Below are 25,878 nucleotides of genomic sequence, written 5' to 3' on the forward strand. Positions count from 1 at the left end.
GATGAAGAAGGCTTACGCATTGCTGAGCAGAAACAGGAAGAAGGTCTGGTTTTCCGCAGTCCTCAATGCTCTGTTTCTTTTGCTGCTGCTGGTCGTGACAAGACCGTATTTCGAGACCAACGATGACATCACACTTGCAGGCTTTTTCAATCTGTCCAGAGGCACGCAGGATGCATGGACAAATATATCAAACGGGCTGTTTGGCGTGATCGTCGGGGCATGCTACAGGCTGACGGCCCAGATTCCCTGGTATATTCTGTTTCTATACGGAGCGGCTTTCTTCTCCCTGACGACGGTTACCTATGTTCTCCTGAACCGCTTCGAGGGGTGGTCAGGACTGATGCTGTCAGGCGTCCTGCTTGCATATTTCGGGTATGAATGCTACACAGCTGTGAATTTCACCAAGATCGCTGCCTGTGCGGGTGCGGCAGGGATTTTCCTGATCTATGACAGTGTCCGGGATGGACGCGCAAAGATTCCGGGAATCGTGATCGGAAGTCTGGTGATCCTGATGGGGTACCTGATCCGGCCTGAGGAGGCGCTCGCCGCAGCGGTTTCGACCGCGGCCGGCGCATTTTTCCTGATTTTGCGGATCCGCAGGGAGGAACAAAAGGGAAGACGGCTTCGCCGCCTGGGGATGTATGTGCTTTCGGTTATCCCGGCAGTCCTGCTGATTGCAGCAGCGAAGGAGTACGATACCTTCCAGGTGAAGAGCAGTGCCGGGCGGACAGCATACCAGGAATACACTACCGCACGTTCCAACCTGCTCGATTACGATTTCCCTTCGTACAACGGGCATGAGACGGAATATGAGAAGCTTGGTATCAATCAGAATGCCTGGACGCTGTACAAGGGGTGGAATTTCTATGACCCTGATAAAATGTCTGTCCAGGTGATGCAGGAGATCGCGAAGTTTCAGCAGGAGCGTAAGATCGACAAAAAGCTGGTGAAGGATTTTCTCGCTCTGTATCCGGACAGGTTTTTCAGAAATCAGATGTTTCTGATCTACCTCTTTGTCCTGATACTTGTGATTCTGTACGGAAGTCACAGTGCAGAGGGTGTTGCGAGCGTATTGCTTCAGATCTTCCTGCTGGGAGGCTTGTTCTTCTATCTGTTCTATGCCGGCAGATACGGGGTCAGACGCGTCGATGTCGGAATCTGGTGGGGCGGCACGCTGGGACTTCTGGTGGTACTGGACCAGAAGAATATACATTTCAACCCGAAGGCCGCAGCCTCAGTCATGCTGTTTGCCCTGATTATGAATCAGATGACGTGGGCGCCGCATTACCGCAGACAGACGGTGAATGCCCGTCTGGAGGATCTGAACAAGCAGAACTACGTCAGCCAGATGTCCAATGATACAGATCATCTGTATATCTGCCTTTCGAACTGCTATTATCCCGCAGGCGCGTATGGACCTTTTGACCGCGTCCCGGTCGGCGCGACGGCCAATATTATCACGCTTGGCGGATGGGCGACAAAGAGTATCCCGTACATGTCGGTTTTTCAGCGCTATGGAATTGAAAATCCTTACAGAGATATGATTGACAACGAAAAGGTCCGGCTCGTCGCGGACAGCCCGGAGCGGGTGCTGGCCTATCTGCATGATTATTACGACGCGGACTGCACGGCAGAGAAAGTCGGGACAATTGGGGATCACAATCTTTATGTCTTTCGCTCCTGAGACTTAAGAAACTCTTAAGAGATAACTCAGAAGATCAACCTTGAATGAACTCAATTTGAAATGGTACGATTGTACTGGCTTCAGACAGAGGTGAGGGTTGTATGGGGCTGAAAGAGCAAATACAGGAGATGAGAGGGTGGGAGAGATGAAAAAGCTTCGGAAACTGCTTCTGATGGCAGTGCTTTCAGTTATGATGCTGATCCCGGCGGATCTGGCCTATGCGGCAGTGAGAATCCCAGCAATTCAGCCGGGTGAGCCTATCCAAAGGGTCGATACGCTTGCGTGGCAGGCAACCTTGAAAAGAACGGTCAGAACAAAATACGGGCGCTTCAAGGCAGGTACTCGTGTGACTGTCATAAAGGGCGGTTCAAAGTGTATCATCAAGCTGAAAGGTCATAATTACAAGATTGCAAGCAGGTATCTGAACTTTAAGAAGGATCTGGCAAGCATTGTCGGCGGCTCCGACTACAACACGTCGACCAAGATTGCGTTTGCCAACCAGAAGACGCGCACGAGCAAGACAAGTTATCTGATCTGGGTATCGCTTGATAAACAGCGGCTGAATCTTTACAGAGGATCCAACCGGAGATGGGAGCTGGTCAAGGTGTTCAAGTGCACAACCGGTATGATGAACATGACACCAGTCGGAAACTTTACCATCGGATGGAAGAAACACAGCTATACCGGTCAGTATGGATCGCCGCTGTATTTTTACATGGAATTTTCAGGAAGCGGATTCCACAGATGGCCCGGGAAGGGTGTCGGGACAATCGGTACGCATCCGCAGTCACATGGATGCATTCGTCTGAGAGAGAAGGATGCAGTCTGGCTGTACAAGAATGTACCGACGAAGACGAAGGTCGTTATCTACTGAGAAGAAAAATCGGCCTGGCAGATATAGATAAAGAAGGTGCAAGATGAAAAAGCTTCACAGACTGTTACTGATTATGATGACGTCTTTTCTGCTTCTGGTTCCGGCTGATGCGGCCTTTGCGGCGAAGAAGTCTTCTGTCATCCGGCCGGGAGAGTCTCTCCAACAGGTCCGGACACTTTCCTGGAAAGCGACGTTGCTGAGAAACGTGCGGACAAAGTACGGGAGATTCCGGGCTGGCACGGTTGTCACGGTTGTCAGAGGCGGCGCAAAGTGCGTCATCAGGCTGAAGGGGCACAACTACAGCATATCAAGACAGTACCTGAGCTTCGGCCAGGATCTGGCGAGTGTTGTCACGAAGGGTGATTACAACAAGCTGACAAAGACAACATACATCAATAGCACGGCACACAAGAGCAAGTCCAGATATCTGGTCTGGGTGTCGCTCGACAAGCAGCGCGTCAATATTTTCCGAGGCAAGAACAAGAAGTGGAAGCTCGTGAAGGTGTTCAAGTGCACGACTGGCCGGGAGAATTCAACGCCGATCGGAAACTTCACCATCAAGGCAAAGTACCCCAGTTATGGCAATCTTGCCTACTACATGGAGTTCTCCGGCAGCGGATTTCACAGATGGCCGGGCGTGGGTGTGGAGTCAATTGGAACGCATACGCAGTCACACGGCTGCATCCGGATGACGCAGAGCAATATAATCTGGATGTATAACAACCTTCCGGTGGGAACGAGAGTCTGGATCTATTAATGTAAGGTTCAGGAGAGTGTCCTGTCTGAAGAGCGGGAGATGAGAAGGGCAGAGGCCAGTGCAATACAGGCAGCTGCCCTGTTTCTTTATCCAGTCTTTGAATCCTGACGGTTTGTCTGAGAACGCTGCCGTACAGTTTTATCTGAAAAATACATCTGGCAGCATTGAACAATCTTCTGTGAACAATCAGCTGCAAATCTCGTACAGATTGCAATTCCTGTGAAATAACGGTAAAATTGAGCAATCATGAGGTTTGATTCTGATATGGAGCTGTGTGTGAAGAAGCATTCCAAAAAGAGATACATCGGCATCTATACAATTCTTTTTCTGATCGTCAGTCTGGCGGTCTTTTTTTCGTTCATCCTGCAGAAACGCAGTCTTGTCTGCACGGTTGACGGGGAGTCTCAGTACGTTGTCTATCTCCGCTATATGGGACAGTATATCCGGGATACCGTTTCAGGCTTTTTTCACGGCAATTTTCATCTCAGACAGTTCGATTTTTCCATCGGAATCGGAGATGATATCGGAGCGATTGTCCGGTTTCATCCGCTTGATTTTTTAGCAGCCCTGGTTCCGGCATCCTTCGCAGAGGGGATCTATGCGGTAATCCTGCTGCTGCGTTTCTACCTTGCAGGACTTGCGTTCTCAGCGTATGCGTACGCTTCTCCTTCGTTCATTTATGCGGACCGGGAGAAGGCAGGCGTCTTTCCGGCCTGGCAGAATGTTCTGTCCGGAAGCCTGGTCTACGTCTTTGGCGGGTACATGCTGATCCGGGTGACGAATCACCCGACTTACGCAGCACCTTTCATTGTGCTGCCGCTTCTGCTGCTTGGCATGGAGAGGGTGGTGGCTGAAAAAGGGAGCCTTCTGTTTATCCTGTCCGTCTTCCTCGGCTTCTGGAGCAATTACTATTTCATGTACATCTGCTCCATTGCACTGCTGGTCTACGCCCTTCTCCGATATCCCGAGATCGTGAAGGAGCACCGTTTCAGATCGTTTCCGCGCTATGCCGGCAGGCTGATTCTGCTGTATCTGGTGGGGCTTATGATGTCGATGGCGACATTTCTGCCGGCGATGCTGCGGTACCGAGGCTCTTACCGGCTGAGCCAGACAAGTGAGATGCAGAGTCTCTGGCTGTATGCGGACAAGAGACGGTATGTGGCATGGTTTTTGAACCTGATCAGCCCTTACCAGAGCTCCGGCAATGGACTGGATCTCAACTTTGCTGTGGTTGTTCTGCCTGCGCTTGCGGTGCTGTTCACAAAGCGTTATCGAAGACGCCGTACGCTGAGGGCGTCCCTTCTGCTTGAGCTGGCGGCGCTGCTGGTACCGGTTTTCGGCTACATTTTTGCCGGCATGAACAATGAAAACAACCGCTGGATGTTTCTGATCGCGCTTTCGCTTGGCATGTGCTGTGTGACCGTCATCGACGATTTTGCGGATCTGAAGGGAGCCTCTCTTCGAAATGTCCTTCTGGTCAGCTTTCTGTTTCTGGCCGGGACGGCGGCGGAGCGGGTGCTGAAGAGGCCGAACCGCTATAATGAAGCCGGGACGGCGGAGCTTCTTGCATTTCTGCTTCTGCTGTTGGTCCTTCGGCGGATGAAGGCTTCAAGAGAAGCTGTCCGGACGGCTGTGCTTGCGGCGGTCATCATTTCCACAGGAATTAACGGATTTCTGACGTATGCGCCGGAAGGAGGAAACCGCACCGCAGCCTTCCAGCCTGCAGGGGATACCACGCAGAAATACGAGAAGCTGGACAGAAGAGCGGCCGCCTGGATTCCGGACAATCGTTTTTACCGGGTGGATGCCGCAGACGTACGGCACGGCCTGGAGAATTCCGCAGAGTATTTCGGCTATAACAGCATCGGGATGTACAACAGCATCCTGAATACGCATTTGATCCGGACGCTCCTGGATGAGAACAACGCAGGGCTGGACGCGGTCACGCAGGTACATGACCTGGATGGCAGGCCGGTCGCCGGAAATCTTGCCCATGTGAAGTATTATATTGCGGGGGCCGGAAATGAGGGCAAGGTACCATACGGCTTTGAGAAGAGAGAAGACCTTTCAGACCTGAGTGCGAGCACGGCGGTGTATGAAAATCAGAACCTTCTGTCTGCAGGCTTTACATCCGACAGCTTTATCACCTGGGCTAATTACCAAAAGCTCAGCGACATCGAGAAGGAATGGGTGAAGCTGGATGCCGTGGTGCTCCCGGAGGAGGATTCGGCTCTTGCGGACAAGCTCAGGGCGGAAGGACTCAGGGAAGTGGAGAAGCCTTCGGCTTCAATCAAAACGGAGTCTCTGAAGAGCCCGGATCTCTCAGGCGGACAGGGGCAGCTGTCGTTTCAGGCCGGAAAGGGTACCTGCAGTTTCCTGAGACTGAAGGGGCTGACCGGAGCCGGAACCTCGGAGGAGCTGACCATTACGTCAGAAGGCATCCGGACGACCGTACGAATTCGCAGCAGCCGGGATGTCTATACCCTCGGGAGGAAGGATTACCTGATCAACCTTGGATACAATGCAGAAGACCGGGCGAGAGCGGTGACGCTGATCTTCAGCGGACATGGTGCGAGGTCCCTTGATGCAGCAGAGCTTGTTTCGGTCTCCATGGATGCGTACGAGAGCAGAGTCAGGGCGCTCAATGAGGAAGCTCTTCAGAATGAACAGATCGAGGATGGCCTTCTGACCGGCACCATCACGAACAAAGAGACGAAGCTTGCTGTTTTCACCGTTGCGGCCCAGCGCGGATGGACCCTGTATGTGGATGGAAAGAAGACAGATCCGGACACGTTTGACGGCATGTATCTGGGGACGCTGCTGCGTCCGGGGACACATGAGATCCGGCTTCAATATCACACACCGGGTCTTCGGGCAGGCGCTGTCTGCGCGCTTTTCGGCCTGATTGTTTTTATGCTTGCGGCTCTGAGACAGAAAAAAAAGGAACATGAGAAAGAGATGAGGTCCGACCTATGAGTGATCGAAAAAAATATGGGAAATATCTGCTGATTTATACAGCCCTGTTTTCCATCATTTTTCTCCTTGTCTTTTCTCCCTTTCTGCTGGAGGGGAAGAACCTGATCGGGAAGGGGGACGGACAGTCTCAGTATATTCTCCAGCTTCGTTATATGGGGGAATGGCTCAGAAAGACGGCCGGAGGCTTTCTTCACGGAGACTTTCATCCGGACCGCTTTGACTATACGATCGGGATGGGGGATGACATCAATGCGGTTGTCCGGTTTCATCCGCTGGATTTTCTTTCCATCTTTGTCCCGGCATCCGGGACAGAGGCACTCTATTGTGTTCTGACGGTTCTGCGCTGCTTTCTGGCAGGGCTCAGCCTCTCGGCATTCGTGTTTCACTTCCGGAAAAGCCGGACGGCGGCGCTTTCAGGGGCGCTTCTCTATGTGTTCTGCGGATTTACCTTCGGGCTTGGGATTGTGCATCCGACGTATCTTTCGCACATGATTCTGTTTCCGCTGATGCTTCTCGGTGCGGAGCGGATGATGGACCCGGAGCGGAAGCATTCCTTTGCGTTATTTACAGTCAGCGTTGCGCTGGGTTTCATCAGCAACTATTACTTTATGTACATCAGCTCTTTCGGTCTTCTGGGATACGTGCTGATCCGTTTCTTTGACCTCTACCGGACAGACCGGCTGAAACAGTTCGGACGGCTGCTGATCAGTCTGTCTCTTGCCTACCTTCTGGGGCTGGCGCTCTCCGGCATCTTCCTGTTCCCGGCGCTGGCACGCTACAAATCCAGCCTCCGGGCTGTCCATGAGGCGGAGCGCAACAGTCTTCTTGTCTATGAGGATAAAAGGAGATACCTGGCGTGGTTCCTGAACTTGATTACCCCGTATCAGGCCTCCGGAAATGGAACACATCTCAACTTTGCGGTGACGCTGATGCCGGCAGCTGCGCTGATTTTTTCGTCCGCGAAACGAAAATCATCCTGCCGCCAGATTCGCACCGGTCTGATTGTCCTTCTTTTCTGTCTGCTCATTCCGGGCGCCGGCTATGTGCTGGCAGCGATGAACAATGAAAACAACCGGTGGGTGTACCTGATTGCATTTGCAGCAGCAGTCGCTGTCAGCTTTACAGCGGATGCAGTCTCTGCGCTTCAGAAACGCGACAGACGCTTCCTCCTCCTTGTGACTGCCGTCTTCGATCTGGGATGCGCAGTCTGGTTCTGGATGACGCGGGAGGCTGTCTTTCATCTGACAGCGGCGGCGGAGCTGACGCTCTACACGGCAGTTCTTCTGTATTTGAGCTGCAGGACAGAAAAAAAGAAAAAGAAAGCAGACGGCTATGGCGGACACAGCCATGCCGGACACAGCCATGCGGGACGCAATCACGATGGATACAGCTATGGCGAACGGATCGTTCTGCTGTTTACGGCGGGCTCCGCCGCACTGGCCGGATGGATGACGTTCTCACCGAGATTCGGCAATCTCGCGGCGTATTATCAGGAGCAGGGGACGGCGTTCAGCCGGTATGAGGAATCCTCCTATGCGGTCTATACGGACACGCCGCTTTACACAGGGGAGAATGGAGCCGCCGCGTTTTCCGATGGATTCTACCGTGTGGACAGTGTGCGGAGCGCTTACTGGGAGGACAATTCTTCTCTTGTCCTGAGACAGCCGGGCGTGCAGATCTACAACAGCATTGTCAATGCCAGCCAGCTTCAGGCCATGATTGAGCAGAGAAGCACCGGCATGACATCGATCCTGCACATCCAGTCGCTCGACGGAAGGACAGCGCTTGAGGCGCTGGCAGGTGTCCGCTATTTTGCTGTTGATGCGGACAATGCGGCTTCCTTGCCGTATGGCTATGCAAAACAGCCGCTTGGATCCCGCAGAAAACTGGCGCTCTATGAGAATCAGTATCCGCTTCCGTTCGGGTTTACGACGGACACTGTGATCTCCAGGGAAGACTATGAGGCCCTCAACCCGGCAGCAAAGGACCTTGTTATGTTGCGGGCGGCAGTAACCGAAGACAGCGGACATACAGCTGAATCCGGTCAGGGGCAAAGAAGCAGTGCTCTGACAGATGAAACAAAGCAGGAACGGGCGTCTGTCAGCGCGCAGGCAGGAGAGGCTGGTCAGGCACAGAGTACCGGCCTGACAACCACGGATGGAAAAGAGGAGGAGGTCTCCGTTCTCCGGGAGGGGGTTTCCTTCGAGGCCGGGGACGGTGTGACCAGGAAGGGCAGCAGACTTGTGACCGGAAAGAAGGGAGGAAGTCTGTCCGTCTCCTATGAGAAGAAGGCGGGGTATGAGTGCTATCTAAGCCTGGAGAGTCTCAGGCTTCTGGGAGGTCGCAGTCTTTCCGCAGCTGCGTATGTGAAGGCGGACGGCATCAGCAAGGGGATCCTGCTGTCGGCTGCAAACAGTGCCTACACCCGGGGGGATGACGCGTATATTGTGAATCTGGGAACGGCGTCCGGGGACGGAACAGGGATTCTGCAGCTTCTTCTTCCAGAGGAGATTTGTGTATCGCTGGAGAAAAGTGAACTCTTGTACCTTCCGATGGCAGATTATGAGGAGAAGGTTAAAAGGCTCAGCGAGGTCAGTCTGCAGCATGTGACATTTGACGGCGACTCGGTCAGCGGGGAGATCACCCTGGACAGCCCACGCTATATGGTCTTTCAGATTCCGTACAGCAGCGGCTGGACCATCGAGGTGAACGGAAAACAAAAGCGTCCGGAACGGGCAGATCTGTGCTATCTGGGCGTGCGCCTAGAGAAGGGAACTTCGCAGATCCGTCTTGTCTACCATTCGCCCGGACTTCGGGCGGGCATTCTGTGCTCATCCGCAGGGCTGGTGCTGTTTGCCGCTGCCTTCGCGCTGTCGGCCAGGAGAAGACGTCTTCGCAAAGCTGGGAACGATCGTACACATGTGGTATAATCTGGTAGACTTCAGGCTGGTTTTCAGCCGGATATAGAGGTTTTTTCATGTTATATACAGTTGTGATTCCCTGCTACAAATCGTCCAGGACGATCCGGAAGGTTGTCGAGGAGACGATGGAGCAGTTTGAAAAAATGAAAGCCGGAGAGCTGGAGTTTGTCCTGGTGGACGACTGCAGCCCGGATGACGGGGCGACGGTGCGCGCACTTCGCGGACTGGTGCAGGATTATGACAATGTCAGGGTGGTGGAGCTTGCCAAGAACGCCGGACAGCATAACGCGACCATGGCCGGGCTGAATTATGCCTCCGGTGATTTTATCATATCCATGGATGACGATGGACAGACCAGTCCGACGCAGCTGCCGAAGCTTTTGGCAGAGATCAAAAAGGGATATGACATCGTATACGGTTATTACCCACACAAGCAGCATTCCAAATTCCGTAACTGGGGAAGCCGCTTCAATCAGTGGACGACACGTGTCCTCCTGGACAAGCCCAAAAACATGAAGACCAGCTCATTCTGGATCATCCGACGGTTTGTCAGGGACTATGCAGTGCAGTATAGGAGTGCATACACGCACCTTCAGGGTGTATTTCTGAGGGTGACGCGGAACATCAGCTGCATTCCGGTCGAGCACTTCCGGAGGCAGGAGGGGCAGTCAGGCTATACGTTCAGGAAACTTGTGCAGCTTTGGAGCAATATCATCGGCTTCTCGATCGTACCGCTCCGGATGGCGACGGTGCTTGGGAATATCTTTGCGGCAGTGGGGCTGGTCGGCATCATTGCCGTGATTGTCCGGAAGCTGGTCAGACCGGTGACAGCAATCGGATGGCCCTCGATTATGGTATCGATCTTCTTCTTCTCCGGATTGATTCTGATGTTTATGGGGCTGATCGGCGAGTATATCGGCCGTATCTTCCTTGGTTTATGTAATAATCCGCAGTATGTTGTCCGGCAGATTGATGAACAGGGGAAAAGGCCCTATCTGGTCAATGAAGACGGGCAGCAGTTTGAGTTGAAAAAGGGTGTGGATTGGAGAAAGGAGCGTGAGACATAGTGAAAAAGCTGATGGTCATGGGTGCAGGAATCTATCAGGTTCCGCTGATCAAGGCAGCCAGGGAGATGGGAATTTACACGATTGCCGTCTCTATTCCGGGAAATTACCCGGGATTCGGATATGCCGACGAGGTGCTCCATATCAACACGGTCGACTCCGAGGCAGTCCTGAAGGCGGCACAGGAGCGGCAGATCGACGGGATCTGCACAGCCGGAACCGATGTCGCCGTGATGACAATCGGACGAGTCAACGATGCCCTGGGCCTTTCGGGCATCTCCTACGAGGCGGCGAAGATTGCCTGCGACAAGGTTCTGATGAAGCAGGCCTATGAGGCAAATGGTGTCCGGACGGCAAAGTACCGTAAGGTCTATTTCAACGAGGACGTCAATGAAAAAATCAAAGGGCTGGAATACCCGCTGATTGTGAAGATCGTGGATTCCTCCGGAAGCCGCGGGATTACGAGAGTCGACAGTCCGGACAGACTGCAGGCGGCGATCCTGAATGCGCAGTCCTTTACAAGAAAGGATTACTACATCGTGGAGGAGTTCATCATCGGCCGGGAGTTTGGCGCCCAGGCCTTCGTGATGGACGGGAAGGTACAGTTTGTCCTTCCGCACGGCGACTATATCTTCCTTGGGAGCACAGGGGTGCCGGCCGGACATTTCGCACCGTATGCGCTTTCCGAGGAGGGTGAGCGGGACTGCATCGAGACGACGGAGAAAGCGATCCGCGCGATGAAGCTCGACAACTGTGCGGTGAACTGCGACTTCATTATGAGGGACGGCAGGACGTACGTTCTGGAGATTGGGGGGAGATCAGGTGCGACCTGTCTGGCAGAGCTCGTCTCGATCTACTATGGCTATGATTATTACCGAAAGATCATCCAGGTCGCGCTGGGTCAGAAGCCGGATTTCCCAACGGACAAGGCGGTTCCGAACGCGTCGAAGCTTCTGATGAGCGACCGGGACGGCACGATCTTCTCGCTGGCGAACCGGAACCCGAAAGACAGTGAGCATATCGTCGAGGTCAAGTTTGACTATACGGTCGGCGACACTGTGAAAAAATTCCATGTCGGTCCGAACCGCATCGGCCATGTGATCACGAAGGGCGGCACGCTCGCGGAGGCGACAGCCGCTCTTGACAAGGCACTGGAGCATATTGAGATAGGGGTCAGCTGATGGACGCAGCAGGAGAGAAGAAATGGATGAACCTGTACCTGTTCTCCGATCTGCCGAAGATGGCACATCGGATACCGAAGGACTTCACCCATGTGATGAAGCTTCAGAACGAGCGGGTGCAGGCGCTTGCAAGGCGGGCATATGAGATTCCGTTTTATAAGGAACGGTTTGACCGGGCAGGAGTCAGTCCAGAGGATATCCGGACCGGGGACGATCTGACGAAGCTTCCGGTTCTGACGAAGGATGAGCTCAGAACGTGGATGGGCGGCCTGAAGGATCAGCCGCAGTACAAGGACTGGATCTGTGATACAACCTCCGGATCGACCGGGAAGCCGGTCTCGGTTCTGTTTTCACCCAGAGAGAAGGCCTACATGAAGGCAAACTGGTACCGGGTCATGCTGGTGGCGGGCTACAATCCGCTGACCGGAAAGACGATGAGCCGGATCAATGCCCACGATGAGAATGCAGGCGGGAGAGACACCTTTCTTCAACGGTTTGGTGTCTTCAGACACAGGTTTGTCAATCAGTATGCCTCCGAGCAGGAGATCATAGATGCCATCAATGCGTACAGACCGGACTGGCTGTACATGAACAAGACGGAAATGATGCGCTTCGTTCTGTACGCGCACCGGACAGGGAAGAAGGTCTGGCATCCGAAGTTCTATGACGCCATCTCGGAGAAGGTGACGGAAAATGACCGGAAGCTGTTCAAGGAAGTGCTGGGCCCGGGGATCATCGATTCCTACGGAACGGCGGAGACCGGGGCAGCGATGATCCGGCTGCCTGACAAGGATTATTACGTGGTTCACAACGATTCGTTTGTCGTGAATGTGGTCGACGATGCGGGGAAGCTCTGCCAGCGGGGAAGAGTTGTCATCACGCCGCTGTACAAGACCGATTTGCCGCTGATCAACTACGAGGTCGGAGACCGGGCAGTCATGAAGGTAAAGGGAGGTGTTCATTTCATCACAGAGGTTGAGGGCCGGCTGAATGATTATTTCCGATACGAGGATGGCCGGGTGACCAGCTTCTTTGAGGTGACACCGGTTATCGCACACTGTGCGGATATCCTTCAGATCCGGTTCATCCAGAAAAACTACGATCTGATCCATGTACAGATCGTCCGGGACGAGAAGGCCAGGATGACGGAGAAGGAGCTTGAGACGTACCTTGAGACGAATCTGAACCAGATCTTCAAGAAGCCGTTCCGGTTTGAGTTTGAATGGATGAAGGTGATTCCGCCGGACAAGAACGGGAAGCTTCGGATGATTGTCTGCGAGGTGTAGAGCCCCGCTCAGATGAAAATGCGGGCGGCCGATGAATAGATGACATCAGAGCTGTCTCTATGGTAAACTTGTGCTAATAAGCAAAAGTCGGAGGCAAGAACATGAAACGGGTACTATTAAAGCTGAGCGGGGAGGCACTCGCCGGCAGCAGAAAAACAGGGTTTGACGAGGAGACGGTCGCAGGCATTGCCAGACAGGTGAAAACGCTGCATGACGAGGGCATACAGATCGGAATCGTGACCGGCGGCGGAAACTTCTGGAGAGGAAGATCCAGCGAGAATATGGATCGGACGAAGGCGGATGAGATCGGTATGCTGGCAACGGTCATGAACTGTCTTTACGTATCGGAAATTTTCCGGTCTGAGGGGCTTCAGACGCATGTGATGACACCCTTCCAGGTCGGTGCATTCACGGAGCTGTTTTCGAAGGATGCAGCCGTGTCGGCGTTGGAAAAGGGAGAGATTGTCTTCTTTGCAGGCGGAATCGGACATCCGTACTTCTCGACAGATACGGGGACGCTGCTGCGCGCAATCGAAATCGAGGCGGACGTGATTCTGCTGGCGAAGTCGGTTGACGGGGTCTATGATTCCGACCCGAAGAAGAATCCGGACGCCAGAAAGTATCGGGAAATTTCGATTGATGAGGTTATCAGAAAGGACCTGGGCGTTGTGGATATGACAGCCTCGATTCTGGCAAGGGAGAACCACATGCCGATGCTGGTGTTCGGCCTGAATGAGGAAGGCAGCATCCTGAAGGCAGCCAGAGGGCAGTCTGACGGGACCTATGTCACAGTCTGAAAAACCGGCGCCGGGGACAAAGTTGGAAAGCTTCAGGAGCGGGAGATTCCTGCGGCTGAAGAAGGACAGTTCAGGAGAAAAAGACGCTTACAACGGAATATGAGCGCTTCAGGGGCGCCGCATGAAGGAGGAAACAGGTATGGACAGCAGAATACAGCCTTTCGCAGAGAAGATGAGAAAGACCTATGAGTCAATGGAGGAGGATTTCAAGACCGTGCGTGCCGGACGCGCGAATCCGGCCGTTCTGAGCCGCGTCCGTGTTGAGTACTATGGTTCTGAGGTTCCGGTTTCTCAGGTGGGAAATATCACGGTGCCGGAGGCACGGATTCTTCAGATCGCGCCCTGGGAACCGTCGATGGTGAAGGCCATCATCAAGGCTATCAACATGTCCGATATCGGAATCAACCCGACGACGGATGGAAAGGTGATCCGTCTGATCTTCCCGGAGCTGACAGAGGAGAGGAGAAAAGAGCTTTCCAAGGAGGTCAAGAAAAAGGGCGAGGCGGCGAAGGTTGCCATCCGGAACATCCGCAGGGACGCCGACAAGGCTTTCAAGAAGCTGAAGGATGAGATCTCGGAGGATGAGCTGGCGGATCTGCAGGATGATCTTCAGAAAGAGACAGACAAGAAGATCAAGGAGATCGACAAGGCGATCGAGGCAAAGACGAAGGAAGTCATGACCGTCTGACCGTGCAGGACCGCACAGACTGAGTTGCGCAGGACCGCACAGACTGAGTTGCGCAGGGCCGCGTGGACTGACTGCGGACTGGAGGAGCTGTCAGGAAAGGGTGCGGAGAAGGTCACCGTTCAGGCGGCTGAATGGATGCCGGGGCTGCCTGAGTATGGTTCTGACATCGGATGCAGGGGAGGAATCAGCATGGATGTACCGCGTCATGTAGCAATCATCCTCGATGGAAACGGGCGCTGGGCAAAGTCCAGAAGAATGCCAAGAAATTACGGACATGTCCGAGGAGCGGCGAATGTCGAGACAATCTGCCGCGCGGCGGATGACATGGGAATTCAGTACCTGACCGTCTATCTGTTCTCCACGGAGAACTGGAGACGGAACCCGGAGGAGGTCACGTCCCTGATGAAGCTGTTTCACAGCTACACACGGACCTGCATCCGTCAGGCAAGGGAAAACAACATGAGATGCCGGGTGATCGGGGATCCCACGGCGCTTGACGCACAGCTTCAGGCAAGCCTGAGGGAGCTGGTCGAGTCATCCAAAAACAACACGGGGCTGAATTTCCAGCTGGCCCTCAACTATGGCAGCAGGGATGAGATCGTCCGGGCTGTGCGCCGTACGGCGCAGGCATACCGGGATGGCTCCATCCACTCTCTGGACGAGATTACGGAGGAGTCATTTTCAGCGATGCTCGATACTGCCGATATTCCGGATCCGGACCTTCTGATCCGGACAGCGGGGGAACAGCGGCTTAGCAACTATCTGCTGTGGCAGCTGGCCTATGCGGAGCTTTACTTTACCGATGTTCCATGGCCGGACTTTTCCAAAAAGGATCTGGAGAAGGCAGTGGAAGTTTATCAGCAGAGAACCCGCCGTTTCGGCGGGCTGAACGCAGGAGAGGAGGACAGCCCGCAGGAAGCAAGGCTCCATAAAGGCTGAAAAGGAAAGAACAATGTTTATAACACGGCTCATAAGCGGAATTGTGCTGGTTGCGATTGCGCTTCTGGTGAATCATGTGGGAGGACCGCTGCTTCTCCTGACGATGCTTGCCATCTCGCTGATCGGGATGTTCGAGCTGTTTCGCGCGGTAAAGATCAGAGAGAAGGGGACGAACAGTCTGACCACCGCAGCCTATGCCGGGGCGGTGCTCTGGTATGTGGCGGTCTGGCTCGGACATGTGTACGGTGAGCGCTTTGATCATTTTTACGTCTCCTTCCTGGCGGCGGGCCTGATCATCCTGCTCTTTGTATATGTATTTACCTATCCGAAGTATCATGCAGATCAGGTGATGGCTGCGTTCTTCGGCATCGTGTATGTGGCTGTCTGCCTGAGCTTCATCTATCAGACGAGGGAGCTTCCGGACGGAAGATGGCATGTATGGCTGATCCTGCTGTGCTCCTGGGGATGTGACACATCGGCGTACTGTGTCGGCCGGCTGTTTGGAAGACACAAGATGGCACCGGTACTCAGCCCGAAGAAATCGGTCGAGGGCGCAGTCGGCGGTGTCATCGGGGCGGCGCTTTTCGGCGGAATCTACGGGGCCTGCATCAGAGGAAAGGTCAGCGCGGATATCAATGTTGTCCTTGTGTATATAGTGGTGTGCGCCATCGGCGCGCTGATTTCCATGGTTGGTGATCTGGCGGCTTCGGCGATCAAGCGCAACATGGAGATCAAAGATTACGGTCATCTGATTCCGGGACACGGCGGAATTCTGGATCGCTTTGACTCCGTGATCATCACGGCGCCAATCATTTATTTTCTCTGCAGCGTCCTGCGGTTCTGATCCGCGAATCTGAGATTCCAGAGCAGAAGGTGGAAGACTGACAGCCCGGAAGATTCTTCCGGGCTGTTTCTGCGAAGGCGGCCGCTCATCATCGGGTGCGGACCACAAGATGAAGGCAGAATCCTTGGCGGAAGAGCCGAGGTTTGGAGGAAGAGAGATGAAAACGATATCGATACTTGGAAGTACGGGCTCCATCGGGACCCAGACGCTGGACGTGGTCAGACACCAGAACGATGTGAAGGTGGCGGCGCTTGCAGCGGGAAGAAACATCCGGAAACTGGAGGAGCAGATCCGGGAGTTTGAGCCGCGCATCGCAGCGGTCTGGGACGAGGCGGACGCACGTGAGCTCAGACAGAAAGTGGCAGATACATCCGTCCGGGTTGTCTCCGGGATGGAGGGGCTGATCGAGGCCGCAACCGTTCAGGAGGCAGACCTTGTGTTCGGCGCGATCGTCGGCATGATCGGGATCGTTCCAACCATCGCGGCAATCCGGGAGGGCAAGGACATCGCCCTTGCAAACAAGGAGACACTGGTCTGCGCCGGCCATCTGATCATGCCGCTGATTCGTCAGTACCATGTGCATCTGTATCCGGTCGACTCGGAGCATTCCGCCATCTTCCAGTGTCTGAACGGCGAAAATCCCGGGCGGATCGAGAAGATTCTCCTGACCTGCTCGGGAGGACCATTTTACGGATACAGTCCGGAAAAGCTCGAAACGGTTACCGTTTCGGACGCCCTGAAGAATCCGAACTGGAATATGGGGAGAAAGATCACGGTTGACTCAGCCACGCTGGTGAACAAGGGGCTCGAGGTCATGGAGGCAGGCTGGCTGTTCTCCGTCACGGCAGACCAGGTCGAGGTCGTGATCCAGAGACAGAGCATCGTTCACTCCGCCGTTCAGTTTGTGGACGGGGCGGTGATTGCTCAGATGGGAATGCCGGACATGCGCCTTCCGATTCAGTATGCAATGTTTTATCCTGACAGGCGGTCGATGGGGACAGAGCGTCTGGATCTCTTTAAGCTCGGGAGCGTCAGCTTTGCCCGCCCGGACATGGAAACCTTCAGAGGGCTTCCGCTTGCATATGACGCGATGAAGAAGGGCGGCTCGATGCCGACGGTTTTCAACGCTGCCAATGAGGCAGCTGTCGCGCGGTTCCTGGACAGAAGGATTTCTTTCCTTCAGATTTATGAAATGATCGAGGAATGCTGCAGCATGCATAAGGTTATCCCGAACCCGACGGTACAGGAGATCCTGGATGTACAGAAGAGTGTGATGGAGCACATCAGAACCGTCTGGGACAAGGATTGAGGAAGGATTGAGAGAACCGGATGAATATCCTCATTGCGATCATTGTATTCAGTGTCCTGATTCTGTTCCATGAATTCGGGCACTTTCTCCTTGCAAGGTTCTGCAGGGTTCGTGTCATTGAATTTTCGCTCGGGATGGGACCCCGCCTCCTTTCACATGTATCACGCAGGTCCGGAACAAGATACTCTCTGAAGCTTTTTCCGTTTGGAGGAAGCTGCGAGATGAAGGGAGAGTTTTCAGAGGAAGAAGAAAAGGAAGACAAAAAGGAGGGCGGGTCGGACGATGGTAAGGCTGGAGACGGAACCGGCGACTCGTTTGAGAGCAAACGGGTCTGGCAGCGGATGCTGATTGTGGCGGCGGGACCGATCTTCAACTTCCTTCTGGCTTTTCTCTTTGCACTTTTCCTGATCGGGCAGGCAGGATATGACCCGCCGGTCGTTCTTGAGGTCGAGGATGGATCGCCGGCTGCGCAGGCCGGTATCGAGGCAGGGGACTGGATCACGAAGATCGGACGGTCTGCGATCTCCCTCCAAAGAGATATTTCGGTCTATCCCATGCTGCACAGCACGGCGTTTTCATCCGGTCATCCGGTCACTGTCCACTGGACACATGAGGGAGAAGAAAGATCGGCTCAGATCGTTCCGGAAGAGAGTGCTGACGGCCGGTACCTGCTTGGAATCTCAACATCCTCCCAGTACAGACTTCATGGTGGGGGTCTGACAACGGTCCGCTACAGTTTCCTTGAGACAGGATATTGGATCCGGATCACCTTCGACAGCCTCGGTATGCTCTTGAGAGGGCAGGTTTCCGCAGATGACGTCTCAGGACCAGTCCGGATTGTCAAGACAATCAGTGATACGGTGGAGGAATCGAGGGAGGACGGGGCCCTGTATGTATGGCTGAATGTGCTCCAAGTCGCAATCCTGCTGTCGGCAAATCTCGGTGTCATGAACCTGCTGCCGCTTCCGGCGCTGGACGGCGGGAGACTTCTGTTTCTGGTGGTGGAAGCGGTGACCCGGCGGAAGCCTGACAGAAAGTTCGAGCAGGCGGTCAATTATGCCGGATTTATGGTGCTGATGGGGCTGGCACTCCTTCTGGTGTTCCATGATCTTCAGACAATTTTTCGATAATCCGGGGGAAATATCGAATTTCATCCGCTTGCGGGATTGACGGATGGGGCCTGATTTGTGATGGAAGCGTGTAATTATTTCTATAAAAAACAGGAACACGAAAAATAATTGGATCAATAATCCGGAGGAACAAATTATTGTTGTGCATTCTCACCTAAAAGAAATCGAAATATTTTTCAAAAACAGCACATTGTACCCTTGAAAGCAGTGCGACAGCGGTGATACAATACGCTCAACTCATAAAGGAGGACATGATTATGAAAAAATTTGTATGTGTTGCGATGTCCGGCGTACTGGCTGCTTCCTTCGCAGTCAGCGCTTCTGCTGCTGATCAGATCAAGGTCGGCGGAATCGGGCCTACGACCGGGCCGGCTGCCATCTACGGCACAGCTGCCATGTATGGTGAGCAGATTGCTGTGGACGAGGTGAATAAGGCAGGAGGAGCCATCCAGTTTGACTGGAAGTTCGAGGATGACACGCATGATGCCGAGACCTCTGTCAATGCCTACAACAGCCTGAAGGACTGGGGGATGCAGATTCTGGCAGGAACCGTCACCACGAACCCGTGCCTGGCTGTCGGCGCAGAGGCGGTCAATGACAACATGTTCATGATGACACCGTCCGCTTCCTCACAGGATGTCATCGATACAGGTGACAATGTCTTCCAGATTTGCTTTACAGACCCGAACCAGGGAACTGCTTCGGCAGACTATATCTCCAGCAAGAAGCTCGGAACAAAGATCGGTGTGATCTACAATTCTTCCGATGCGTACTCAAGCGGAATTAACACCAACTTCCAGGCTGAGGCATCAAAGGTCGGCCTTCAGGTTGTCGCGAATGAAGCCTTCACGGATGATAACTCTACGGACCTGACCACGCAGGTTCAGGCCTGCAAGGATGCCGGCGCAGATCTTGTCTTCCTTCCGATTTACTACACACCGGCCAGCCAGATTCTGAAGGCTGCAAACGACATGGGCTACAAGCCGAAGTTCTTCGGCTGCGATGGGCTTGACGGAATCCTCGGTGTCGAGGGCTTTGATACTTCCCTTGCTGAGGGTGTCATGCTGCTGACTCCGTTCGTCGCAACCTCCGCTGACAAGGCTACGCAGGATTTCGTTGCCAAGTACAAGGAAGTCTCAAAGGGTGATACACCGAACCAGTTCGCTGCAGATGCCTATGATGTCATCAAGGTTCTTGCCAAGGCCGGAGAGAAGGCAGGGATCACGGCCGATATGAGCGCTTCCGATATCTGCGATGCCCTCAAGGCGACGATCACGGATCCGAGCTTCACCTATGACGGCCTGACCGGTACCGGGATGACCTGGGATGCTTCCGGCGCCGTCAGCAAGGAGCCGAAGGGCATGATCATCGAGAATGGTGAGTATCAGCCGATCGACGGCGAAAGCGTCAGCGCTTCCACCGAAGCTGAGACAGAGTCAGAGTAATCGATTGGCTTTCCAGGAAAGGGGGCTGGCGGTATGCAGCCCCCTTCTTCCTGCCTGATGAATGACGTTTGAGCCGCAGGAGGATTGAGATGCAGTTTTTATCTTATCTGGTCAGAGGCATATCACTGGGAAGCGTGTATGCGCTGATCGCCCTGGGATACACGATGGTGTACGGCATCGCCAAGATGCTGAACTTCGCCCATGGCGATATCATCATGGTCGGTGGATATGTTGTGTTCTTCACGTTTTGCCAGGGCGGTATGAATCCCTGGCTTTCAATGATTCTTGCGATTGTCGTCTGTACTCTTCTGGGCATTACGATTGAACGGATCGCATACAGACCGCTGAGAGGGGCAGCATCTCTGGCTGTGCTGATCACAGCCATCGGCGTAAGCTATTTCCTTGAGAATGGAGCGATGCTTCTGTGGTCGTCTGAGCCGAAGTCCTTCACGTCCATCGTCAGTCTTCCGGCCTTGAATCTGTTTGGCGGCAGTCTGCAGATCTCTGCGGAGACAATTGTGACGATTGTGACTTCGCTCGTGATCATGTTTGTGCTGATCTGGTTTGTCAATAATACCCGGCCAGGTCATGCCATGCAGGCGGTTTCGGAGGACAGAGGAGCGGCGCAGCTGATGGGAATCAATGTCAATGCCATCATCTCCCTGACTTTTGCAATCGGATCCGGACTGGCGGCCATTGCAGGAGCGCTTCTTCTTTCCTCGTATCCGACGCTGGTTCCGACAACCGGTGCAATGCCGGGCATCAAGGCATTCGTAGCAGCTGTCTTCGGAGGGATCGGATCCATCCCCGGCGCTTTCGTCGGCGGAATCCTTCTTGGCATTATCGAGAACCTTTCCAAAGCATATATTTCAACGCAGCTGTCTGATGCAATTGTGTTCCTGGTTCTGATCGTTGTCCTTCTTGTCAAGCCATCGGGCCTTCTCGGGAAGAAAGCAACTGTGAAAGTGTGAGGTGAACATATGGCGAAACAGAAAAAAATAAGCAAGGCAGCCAGAACATATCTCACATCCTTCTTCCTGGTCGGAGCGTTCTGGGGCGCAATCGAGGCTGTGAAGTTCTCCGGCGGTCTTTCATCGAAGGCAGCCGGGCTGTTGATCCCGGTCTGCGCATATATCATGATGGCAATTTCCCTGAACCTGGTTGTCGGTTTCCTCGGGGAACTTTCCCTGGGACATGCCGCATTCATGAGCGCAGGGGCATTTGCAGGCGTCTTTTTCTACAACACAGCCGGGGCGGGGATGCCGGAAGGGGTGGCGATCGTGCTGGCTTTCCTGATCGGCGGACTTGCAGCCGGAATTTTCGGCGTGATCGTCGGCGTGCCTGTTCTGAGACTCTCCGGAGACTATCTGGCCATCGTCACGCTGGCATTCGGTGAGATTCTGAAGAATGTCCTGAATTCTCTTTACATTGGAGCAGACAGCGCCGGGCTTCATTTTTCCCTGAAGGATCAGTTTTCCCTGAATATGGAACCAACGGGAAAGGTGCTGATGAAGGGCGCGATGGGTATCACGGGCATCAAAAAGTTTTCTGTTTTTTCGGTCGGCATTCTGCTGATCGCGCTGACGCTTCTTTTTGTTCTGAATCTGATGAACTCCAGGGCCGGGCGGGCGATCACTGCGATCCGGGACGATGACATTGCGGCAAGGTCAATCGGAATCAATCATACAAAGTACAAGCTGATGGCGTTTGTCTCCTCTGCTGTGATTGCGGGATTTGCTGGTGTCCTCTATGCGCTGAATTTTGCGTCTCTTGTCGCCAAGAAGTTCGACTACAACCTTTCCATCAACATCCTGGTCATGGTTGTCCTCGGCGGGATGGGAAGCATCCCCGGGGCCATCATTGCGGCAGTCGTGCTGACGGTACTGCCGGAGCTTCTGAGAGGCTTCAGTCAGTACAGGATGTTCATCTATTCGATTGTACTAATTGTCATGATGCTCTTCAACCGTGCACCTGCCTTCGTGATGTGGAGGCAGAGACTGGCACTGAAGCTCCGCTCCGGGAAAGCAGGTACGGGGACGGGAGATGCCGGAAAGAAGAAGGGGTGATCGGGAATGGCACTGCTTGAGGTAAAGAATCTCGGAATCTCCTTCGGCGGCCTGCAGGCTGTCCAGGGGCTGAACATGAGCATAGAAAGCGGTCACCTGTACGGGCTGATCGGTCCGAATGGTGCCGGGAAGACAACTGCCTTCAACATGCTGACCGGCATGTATACGCCGACCGAGGGCATCATTACTTTTGACGGCGTCAACATAACCGGAAAGGGACCTGAATACATCTCGAAGGCCGGAATTGCAAGAACGTTCCAGAACATCAGGCTGTTCAATGCCATGTCTGTTTTGGACAACGTCAAGGTCGGCATGCACAACCGGGTCACTTACAGCATGCTCGACGGCGTGCTGCGGACGAAGAAGTACAGGGACAAGGAAGCGGAGATGAATGAGAAGGCGCGCAGGCTTCTGGACGTCTTCGGGATCGGAGACAAGGCGGATTATGCAGCGTCTCAGCTTCCTTATGGACAGCAGAGAAAGCTTGAGATCTGTCGTGCCCTTGCTTCAGACCCGAAACTGCTGCTTCTCGATGAGCCGGCTGCCGGCATGAATCCGAACGAAACGCAGGAGCTTATGGAGACGGTCCGAAAGGTCCGCGACGACTTCGGAATCGCCATCCTCCTGATCGAGCATGATATGAAGTTTGTCATGGGAATCTGCGAGGAGATCACGGTGCTGGAGTATGGCAAGACGATTGCCCACGGCGATCCGCAGACGGTATCCAACGATCCGGAAGTGATCGCGGCTTATCTGGGAGGAGATGACGAAGACTGATGGATGAACTGCTGAAGGTAGAAGATATCAACGTATACTATGGGTCCATCCACGCCATCAAGGATGTCTCCTTCCATGTGGATGAAGGTGAGATCGTCACCATGATTGGTGCAAATGGAGCCGGCAAGACGACGACGATGCATACGATCTCCGGGCTTCTGCGCTCGGAGACTGGGAAGATCGTCTATGACGGAAAAACAATATCGAAGATGGAGCCACACAAGATCGTATCTCTGGGACTTGCGCAGTGCCCTGAGGGCCGGCGTGTCTTCTCCGGGTTGAGTGTGTCGGAAAACCTGGAGATGGGGGCGTATTCAAGAAAAGATGGGAAGGATGCCATCGCAAAGGACTTTGACATGGTCTACGGCTTGTTCCCAAGGTTGAAGGAACGGAAGAACCAGCCCGCTGGAACTCTGTCCGGCGGCGAGCAGCAGATGCTGGCAATCGCCCGCGCACTGATGGGAAAGCCGAAGATGCTCCTGCTCGATGAGCCTTCCATGGGGCTGTCGCCGCTTTTGGTAAAGGAAATTTTCCGGATTATTGAGACGATCAACAAGGATCAGGGCGTCACGGTCCTTCTGGTTGAGCAGAACGCCAAGATGGCACTGAACATTGCCGACAGAGGGTATGTCCTTGAAACCGGAAACGTCACGATGGAAGGGAAGGCTTCTGACCTTGCGAATGACCCAGCGGTGAAGAACGCTTATCTGGGCGGGGCAAAATAAACAGTTCGTACAGATTTTATATGTAAGCGCCAGGCGGTATGCCTGGCGTTTTTGTGTCAGCACTTGTGCCAGCAGTTGCACCAGCACTTGTCTGTATCAGGCACTTTTGTTGCGGAGGTGAGCTCCTGGTATTATACTGTTTCACAGGCATGCAAGAAGAGCGATAGAATGAACGGAGCAACTTGGATCATGATGAAGAGCCAGAAAAAAATGATGGTACTGGGGGCCAGTTACTCCCAGATTCCCCTGATGAAGGCAGCCAGAAGGCTTGGCCTGCATGTGACGGCGGTCTCGATCAAAGGACCTTACCAGGGGTTTGATTATGCGGATGACGTAGTGTACGCCGATATCACAAATCCGGAGGAAGTGCTGAGAGCTGCAGAGGAAAAACGGGTCGACGGTGTGACAACCTGCTGTATGGATCTCGGGGTTGAGGCGATGGGAGTTGTGAATGAGCGCCTGCATCTTTCGGGCCCGGGAATATTTGCCGCAAAGGCGGCCAGAAACAAGGCGGTCGAGAAGCAGGCATACCGGGAGCATGGTGTTCCGACGGCGGCGTTTTGCTTTGTACATTCTCAGGATGAATTGAAAAAGGCACTCTCAGGCATGCAGTATCCGGTGATCCTGAAGGCAGCAGACCAGATGGGGAGCCGCGGAATCCGGAGGGCGGACAACGAAGCAGAGGCGACTCTGGCATATGAATATGCGATGGCGGCGACAAAGGAGAATTTCTGCATTCTGGAGGAGTTCCTGGAGGGAACGATGTTCGGCGTGGAGGCCATGATGTCGAACGGAAAGCTGGCTTATGTTCTGCCGCTCGGCAATGATCTTCTGGATGGCAATCCGCCGTTCCCGATCGGGCATTATGTCCCCTGGGCGCAGGGAGAATCGATCCGGGGGAAGATCGAGGATCTCGTGAGAGCAGTTGCAGAAGCGCTTCATTTCGACAACTGTGCGATGGATCTGGACTGCATGTATAAGGATGGGAAAGTCTATGTGATTGAAGCCACAGCACGGGCCGGCGCCACCTGTATCACGGACACAGTCGGCATCTATTACGGGATTGATTATTATGAGGCGATCGTGAAGGCTGCGATGGGGATTGATGTCTCGGAGATGTTCCAGACTCCTGCAAAACAGCGCACCCCGAATGTGAGCAGGCTGCTGTTTGCGGACAGGGAGGGGATAGTGAGCCGCATCGATGTGCCGGCACCCGGCGAGCTGCCGGATGGTGTCGTGGATCTTTCCTTTAACATCTCAGAAGGAAGCCATGTGCAGAAGGTCACAAACGGAAGGGACAGGATCGGCCAGCTGATTGTGAGAGGGGAAAGTATCGAAGCCTGCAGAAAGCTGGAAAGAGAAGTGCTGAGCCAGATTCATCTTGAGTATAGGGAGTAAGGATAATTATGAAGCTATCGATCGTTGTCCCATGCTATAATTCCGAGCATACAATCGGAAAGCTTGTGGATCTTTGTATGCAGGAGTTCAACAACAAAGACGGCTGGGAGCTGGAGATGGTTCTCGTCAATGATTTTTCAAGGGACGGGACGTTCAATACCATACAGGGGATCTGTGAAAAGTACCCGAATGTCAAGGGAATTAACCTTGCAAAGAACTTCGGCCAGCATGGCGCGCTGATGTGTGCGTTCCAGTATGTGACAGGGGATGTGGTCTGCGGGATTGATGATGACCTGCAGAGCCATCCGGCTCAGATCCATCAGCTGCTCGACAAGCTCCTGGAAGGGGATGGTTATGATGTCGTCTTCGGAAAGTACAGGAAAAGGCAGTTTGGGTGGTTCAAGAATCTGACCGGAAAGATCAGTCAGTGGCTGCTGTTCCGTCTGACTGACCGTCCCAAGGGGGTCGAGATGAGCGCGTTCTGGGCAGCCAGAAGATATGTCATCGATGAAGTGAGAAAGTACCGGGGAACGGACGCCTTCATCCAGCTTCTGTTTGCCAGGACAACCAGACGAATGGCGGATGTGGAGGTCGACCACTATGCGCGGGAGGTCGGAAGCTCCAACTACACATTCAGAAAAGAAATGAAGCTGTTCATGACGTTCATGAGCTTCTCTGTCATTCCGCTTCACCTGGCAACCTGGCTCGGCGCTTTGTTTTCAGTGACAGGCTTCGTCTGGGCGATTGTCATTCTGGTTCAGAAGCTGATGAACCAGGATCTTCAAATCGGCTGGCCATCTCTGATGGTTGTGATCCTGATTACGGGCGGCTTCCTGTTTCTGATGCTCGGGATTATCGGAAGCTATATCGGAAAGATCATCATGACAGAAAACCATTCGCCACTCTATGTCGTCAGAGATGAGTTGAACACAGGCAGCGTACAAAAGACGGAACGTCAGATTTTACCGGAAAACGGCCAGGGAAGCCGGACTTCCGACTGAGAAAACAAGTTGAAGG

General features: G+C 53.8%; 21 protein-coding genes. All 21 read left to right on the forward strand.

What is annotated here, in order from left to right; genetic code table 11:
- Window position 1: 1 nt before the first annotated feature.
- The 21 genes from FYJ35_RS10820 (at window position 2) to FYJ35_RS10920 (ending at window position 25,862) form a co-directional block, all read left to right on the forward strand.
- On the forward strand, window positions 2–1,684 hold the full coding sequence (locus FYJ35_RS10820; RefSeq protein ID WP_154526425.1) for a hypothetical protein: 1,683 nt from the start codon (window positions 2–4) through the stop codon (window positions 1,682–1,684).
- Window positions 1,685–1,829: 145 nt separating this feature from the next.
- A complete protein-coding gene (locus tag FYJ35_RS10825; protein ID WP_235906553.1) occupies window positions 1,830–2,558 on the forward strand; it encodes a L,D-transpeptidase in 729 nt (242 codons plus the stop codon).
- A 43-nt stretch (window positions 2,559–2,601) separates the two neighbouring features.
- Complete coding sequence (locus FYJ35_RS10830) at window positions 2,602–3,315, forward strand: L,D-transpeptidase (protein ID WP_154526429.1); 714 nt, start codon at window positions 2,602–2,604, stop codon at window positions 3,313–3,315.
- A gap of 264 nt (window positions 3,316–3,579) precedes the next feature.
- The gene (locus FYJ35_RS10835) at window positions 3,580–6,291 is read left to right on the forward strand and encodes a YfhO family protein (RefSeq protein ID WP_205839813.1); all 2,712 of its coding nucleotides are present in this window, start codon (window positions 3,580–3,582) and stop codon (window positions 6,289–6,291) included.
- Window positions 6,288–9,221 carry a YfhO family protein gene (locus FYJ35_RS10840; protein ID WP_154526433.1) on the forward strand — a complete coding sequence of 978 codons (2,934 nt, stop codon included), beginning with the start codon at window positions 6,288–6,290 and terminating at the stop codon, window positions 9,219–9,221. Before FYJ35_RS10835 ends, FYJ35_RS10840 begins: the two co-directional genes overlap by 4 nt.
- 47 nt (window positions 9,222–9,268) lie before the next feature.
- The gene (locus FYJ35_RS10845; RefSeq protein WP_154526435.1) at window positions 9,269–10,279 is read left to right on the forward strand and encodes a glycosyltransferase family 2 protein; all 1,011 of its coding nucleotides are present in this window, start codon (window positions 9,269–9,271) and stop codon (window positions 10,277–10,279) included.
- Window positions 10,279–11,457, forward strand: a complete 1,179-nt coding sequence (locus FYJ35_RS10850) for an ATP-grasp domain-containing protein (RefSeq protein WP_277067099.1) — start codon at window positions 10,279–10,281, stop codon at window positions 11,455–11,457. Before FYJ35_RS10845 ends, FYJ35_RS10850 begins: the two co-directional genes overlap by 1 nt.
- Window positions 11,457–12,743, forward strand: a complete 1,287-nt coding sequence (locus FYJ35_RS10855; protein WP_154526437.1) for a phenylacetate--CoA ligase family protein — start codon at window positions 11,457–11,459, stop codon at window positions 12,741–12,743. Before FYJ35_RS10850 ends, FYJ35_RS10855 begins: the two co-directional genes overlap by 1 nt.
- A gap of 101 nt (window positions 12,744–12,844) precedes the next feature.
- On the forward strand, window positions 12,845–13,540 hold the full coding sequence (gene pyrH, locus FYJ35_RS10860) for a UMP kinase (protein ID WP_154526439.1): 696 nt from the start codon (window positions 12,845–12,847) through the stop codon (window positions 13,538–13,540).
- Between the two features lie 139 nt (window positions 13,541–13,679).
- A complete protein-coding gene (gene frr, locus FYJ35_RS10865; protein ID WP_154526441.1) occupies window positions 13,680–14,228 on the forward strand; it encodes a ribosome recycling factor in 549 nt (182 codons plus the stop codon).
- A gap of 189 nt (window positions 14,229–14,417) precedes the next feature.
- A complete protein-coding gene (locus tag FYJ35_RS10870) occupies window positions 14,418–15,167 on the forward strand; it encodes an isoprenyl transferase (RefSeq protein WP_154526528.1) in 750 nt (249 codons plus the stop codon).
- Between the two features lie 13 nt (window positions 15,168–15,180).
- Window positions 15,181–16,011 (forward strand): phosphatidate cytidylyltransferase, encoded by an 831-nt coding sequence (locus FYJ35_RS10875; protein ID WP_154526443.1) that lies wholly within the window; start codon window positions 15,181–15,183, stop codon window positions 16,009–16,011.
- A gap of 157 nt (window positions 16,012–16,168) precedes the next feature.
- On the forward strand, window positions 16,169–17,320 hold the full coding sequence (locus FYJ35_RS10880) for a 1-deoxy-D-xylulose-5-phosphate reductoisomerase (RefSeq protein ID WP_154526445.1): 1,152 nt from the start codon (window positions 16,169–16,171) through the stop codon (window positions 17,318–17,320).
- 20 nt (window positions 17,321–17,340) lie between these two features.
- Window positions 17,341–18,450: a M50 family metallopeptidase gene (locus tag FYJ35_RS10885; RefSeq protein ID WP_154526447.1), complete on the forward strand. Its 1,110-nt coding sequence runs from the start codon at window positions 17,341–17,343 to the stop codon at window positions 18,448–18,450.
- Window positions 18,451–18,707: 257 nt separating this feature from the next.
- Window positions 18,708–19,895 carry an ABC transporter substrate-binding protein gene (locus FYJ35_RS10890; RefSeq protein WP_154526449.1) on the forward strand — a complete coding sequence of 396 codons (1,188 nt, stop codon included), beginning with the start codon at window positions 18,708–18,710 and terminating at the stop codon, window positions 19,893–19,895.
- 89 nt (window positions 19,896–19,984) lie between these two features.
- Entirely contained in the window at window positions 19,985–20,866 is an 882-nt protein-coding gene (locus tag FYJ35_RS10895; protein WP_154526451.1) for a branched-chain amino acid ABC transporter permease, read from the forward strand.
- Between the two features lie 9 nt (window positions 20,867–20,875).
- A complete protein-coding gene (locus tag FYJ35_RS10900; protein WP_154526453.1) occupies window positions 20,876–21,961 on the forward strand; it encodes a branched-chain amino acid ABC transporter permease in 1,086 nt (361 codons plus the stop codon).
- A gap of 6 nt (window positions 21,962–21,967) precedes the next feature.
- Window positions 21,968–22,738, forward strand: coding sequence for an ABC transporter ATP-binding protein (locus FYJ35_RS10905; protein ID WP_154526455.1), 771 nt, complete (start codon window positions 21,968–21,970; stop codon window positions 22,736–22,738).
- Window positions 22,738–23,463, forward strand: a complete 726-nt coding sequence (locus FYJ35_RS10910) for an ABC transporter ATP-binding protein (RefSeq protein ID WP_154526457.1) — start codon at window positions 22,738–22,740, stop codon at window positions 23,461–23,463. Before FYJ35_RS10905 ends, FYJ35_RS10910 begins: the two co-directional genes overlap by 1 nt.
- 168 nt (window positions 23,464–23,631) lie before the next feature.
- A complete protein-coding gene (locus FYJ35_RS10915; RefSeq protein ID WP_154526459.1) occupies window positions 23,632–24,861 on the forward strand; it encodes an ATP-grasp domain-containing protein in 1,230 nt (409 codons plus the stop codon).
- An 8-nt stretch (window positions 24,862–24,869) separates the two neighbouring features.
- Window positions 24,870–25,862, forward strand: a complete 993-nt coding sequence (locus FYJ35_RS10920; protein WP_154526461.1) for a glycosyltransferase family 2 protein — start codon at window positions 24,870–24,872, stop codon at window positions 25,860–25,862.
- The last annotated feature ends 16 nt before the right edge of the window (window positions 25,863–25,878 follow it).

The organism is Porcincola intestinalis (assembly GCF_009696445.1).
GTDB lineage: Bacteria > Bacillota > Clostridia > Lachnospirales > Lachnospiraceae > Porcincola > Porcincola intestinalis.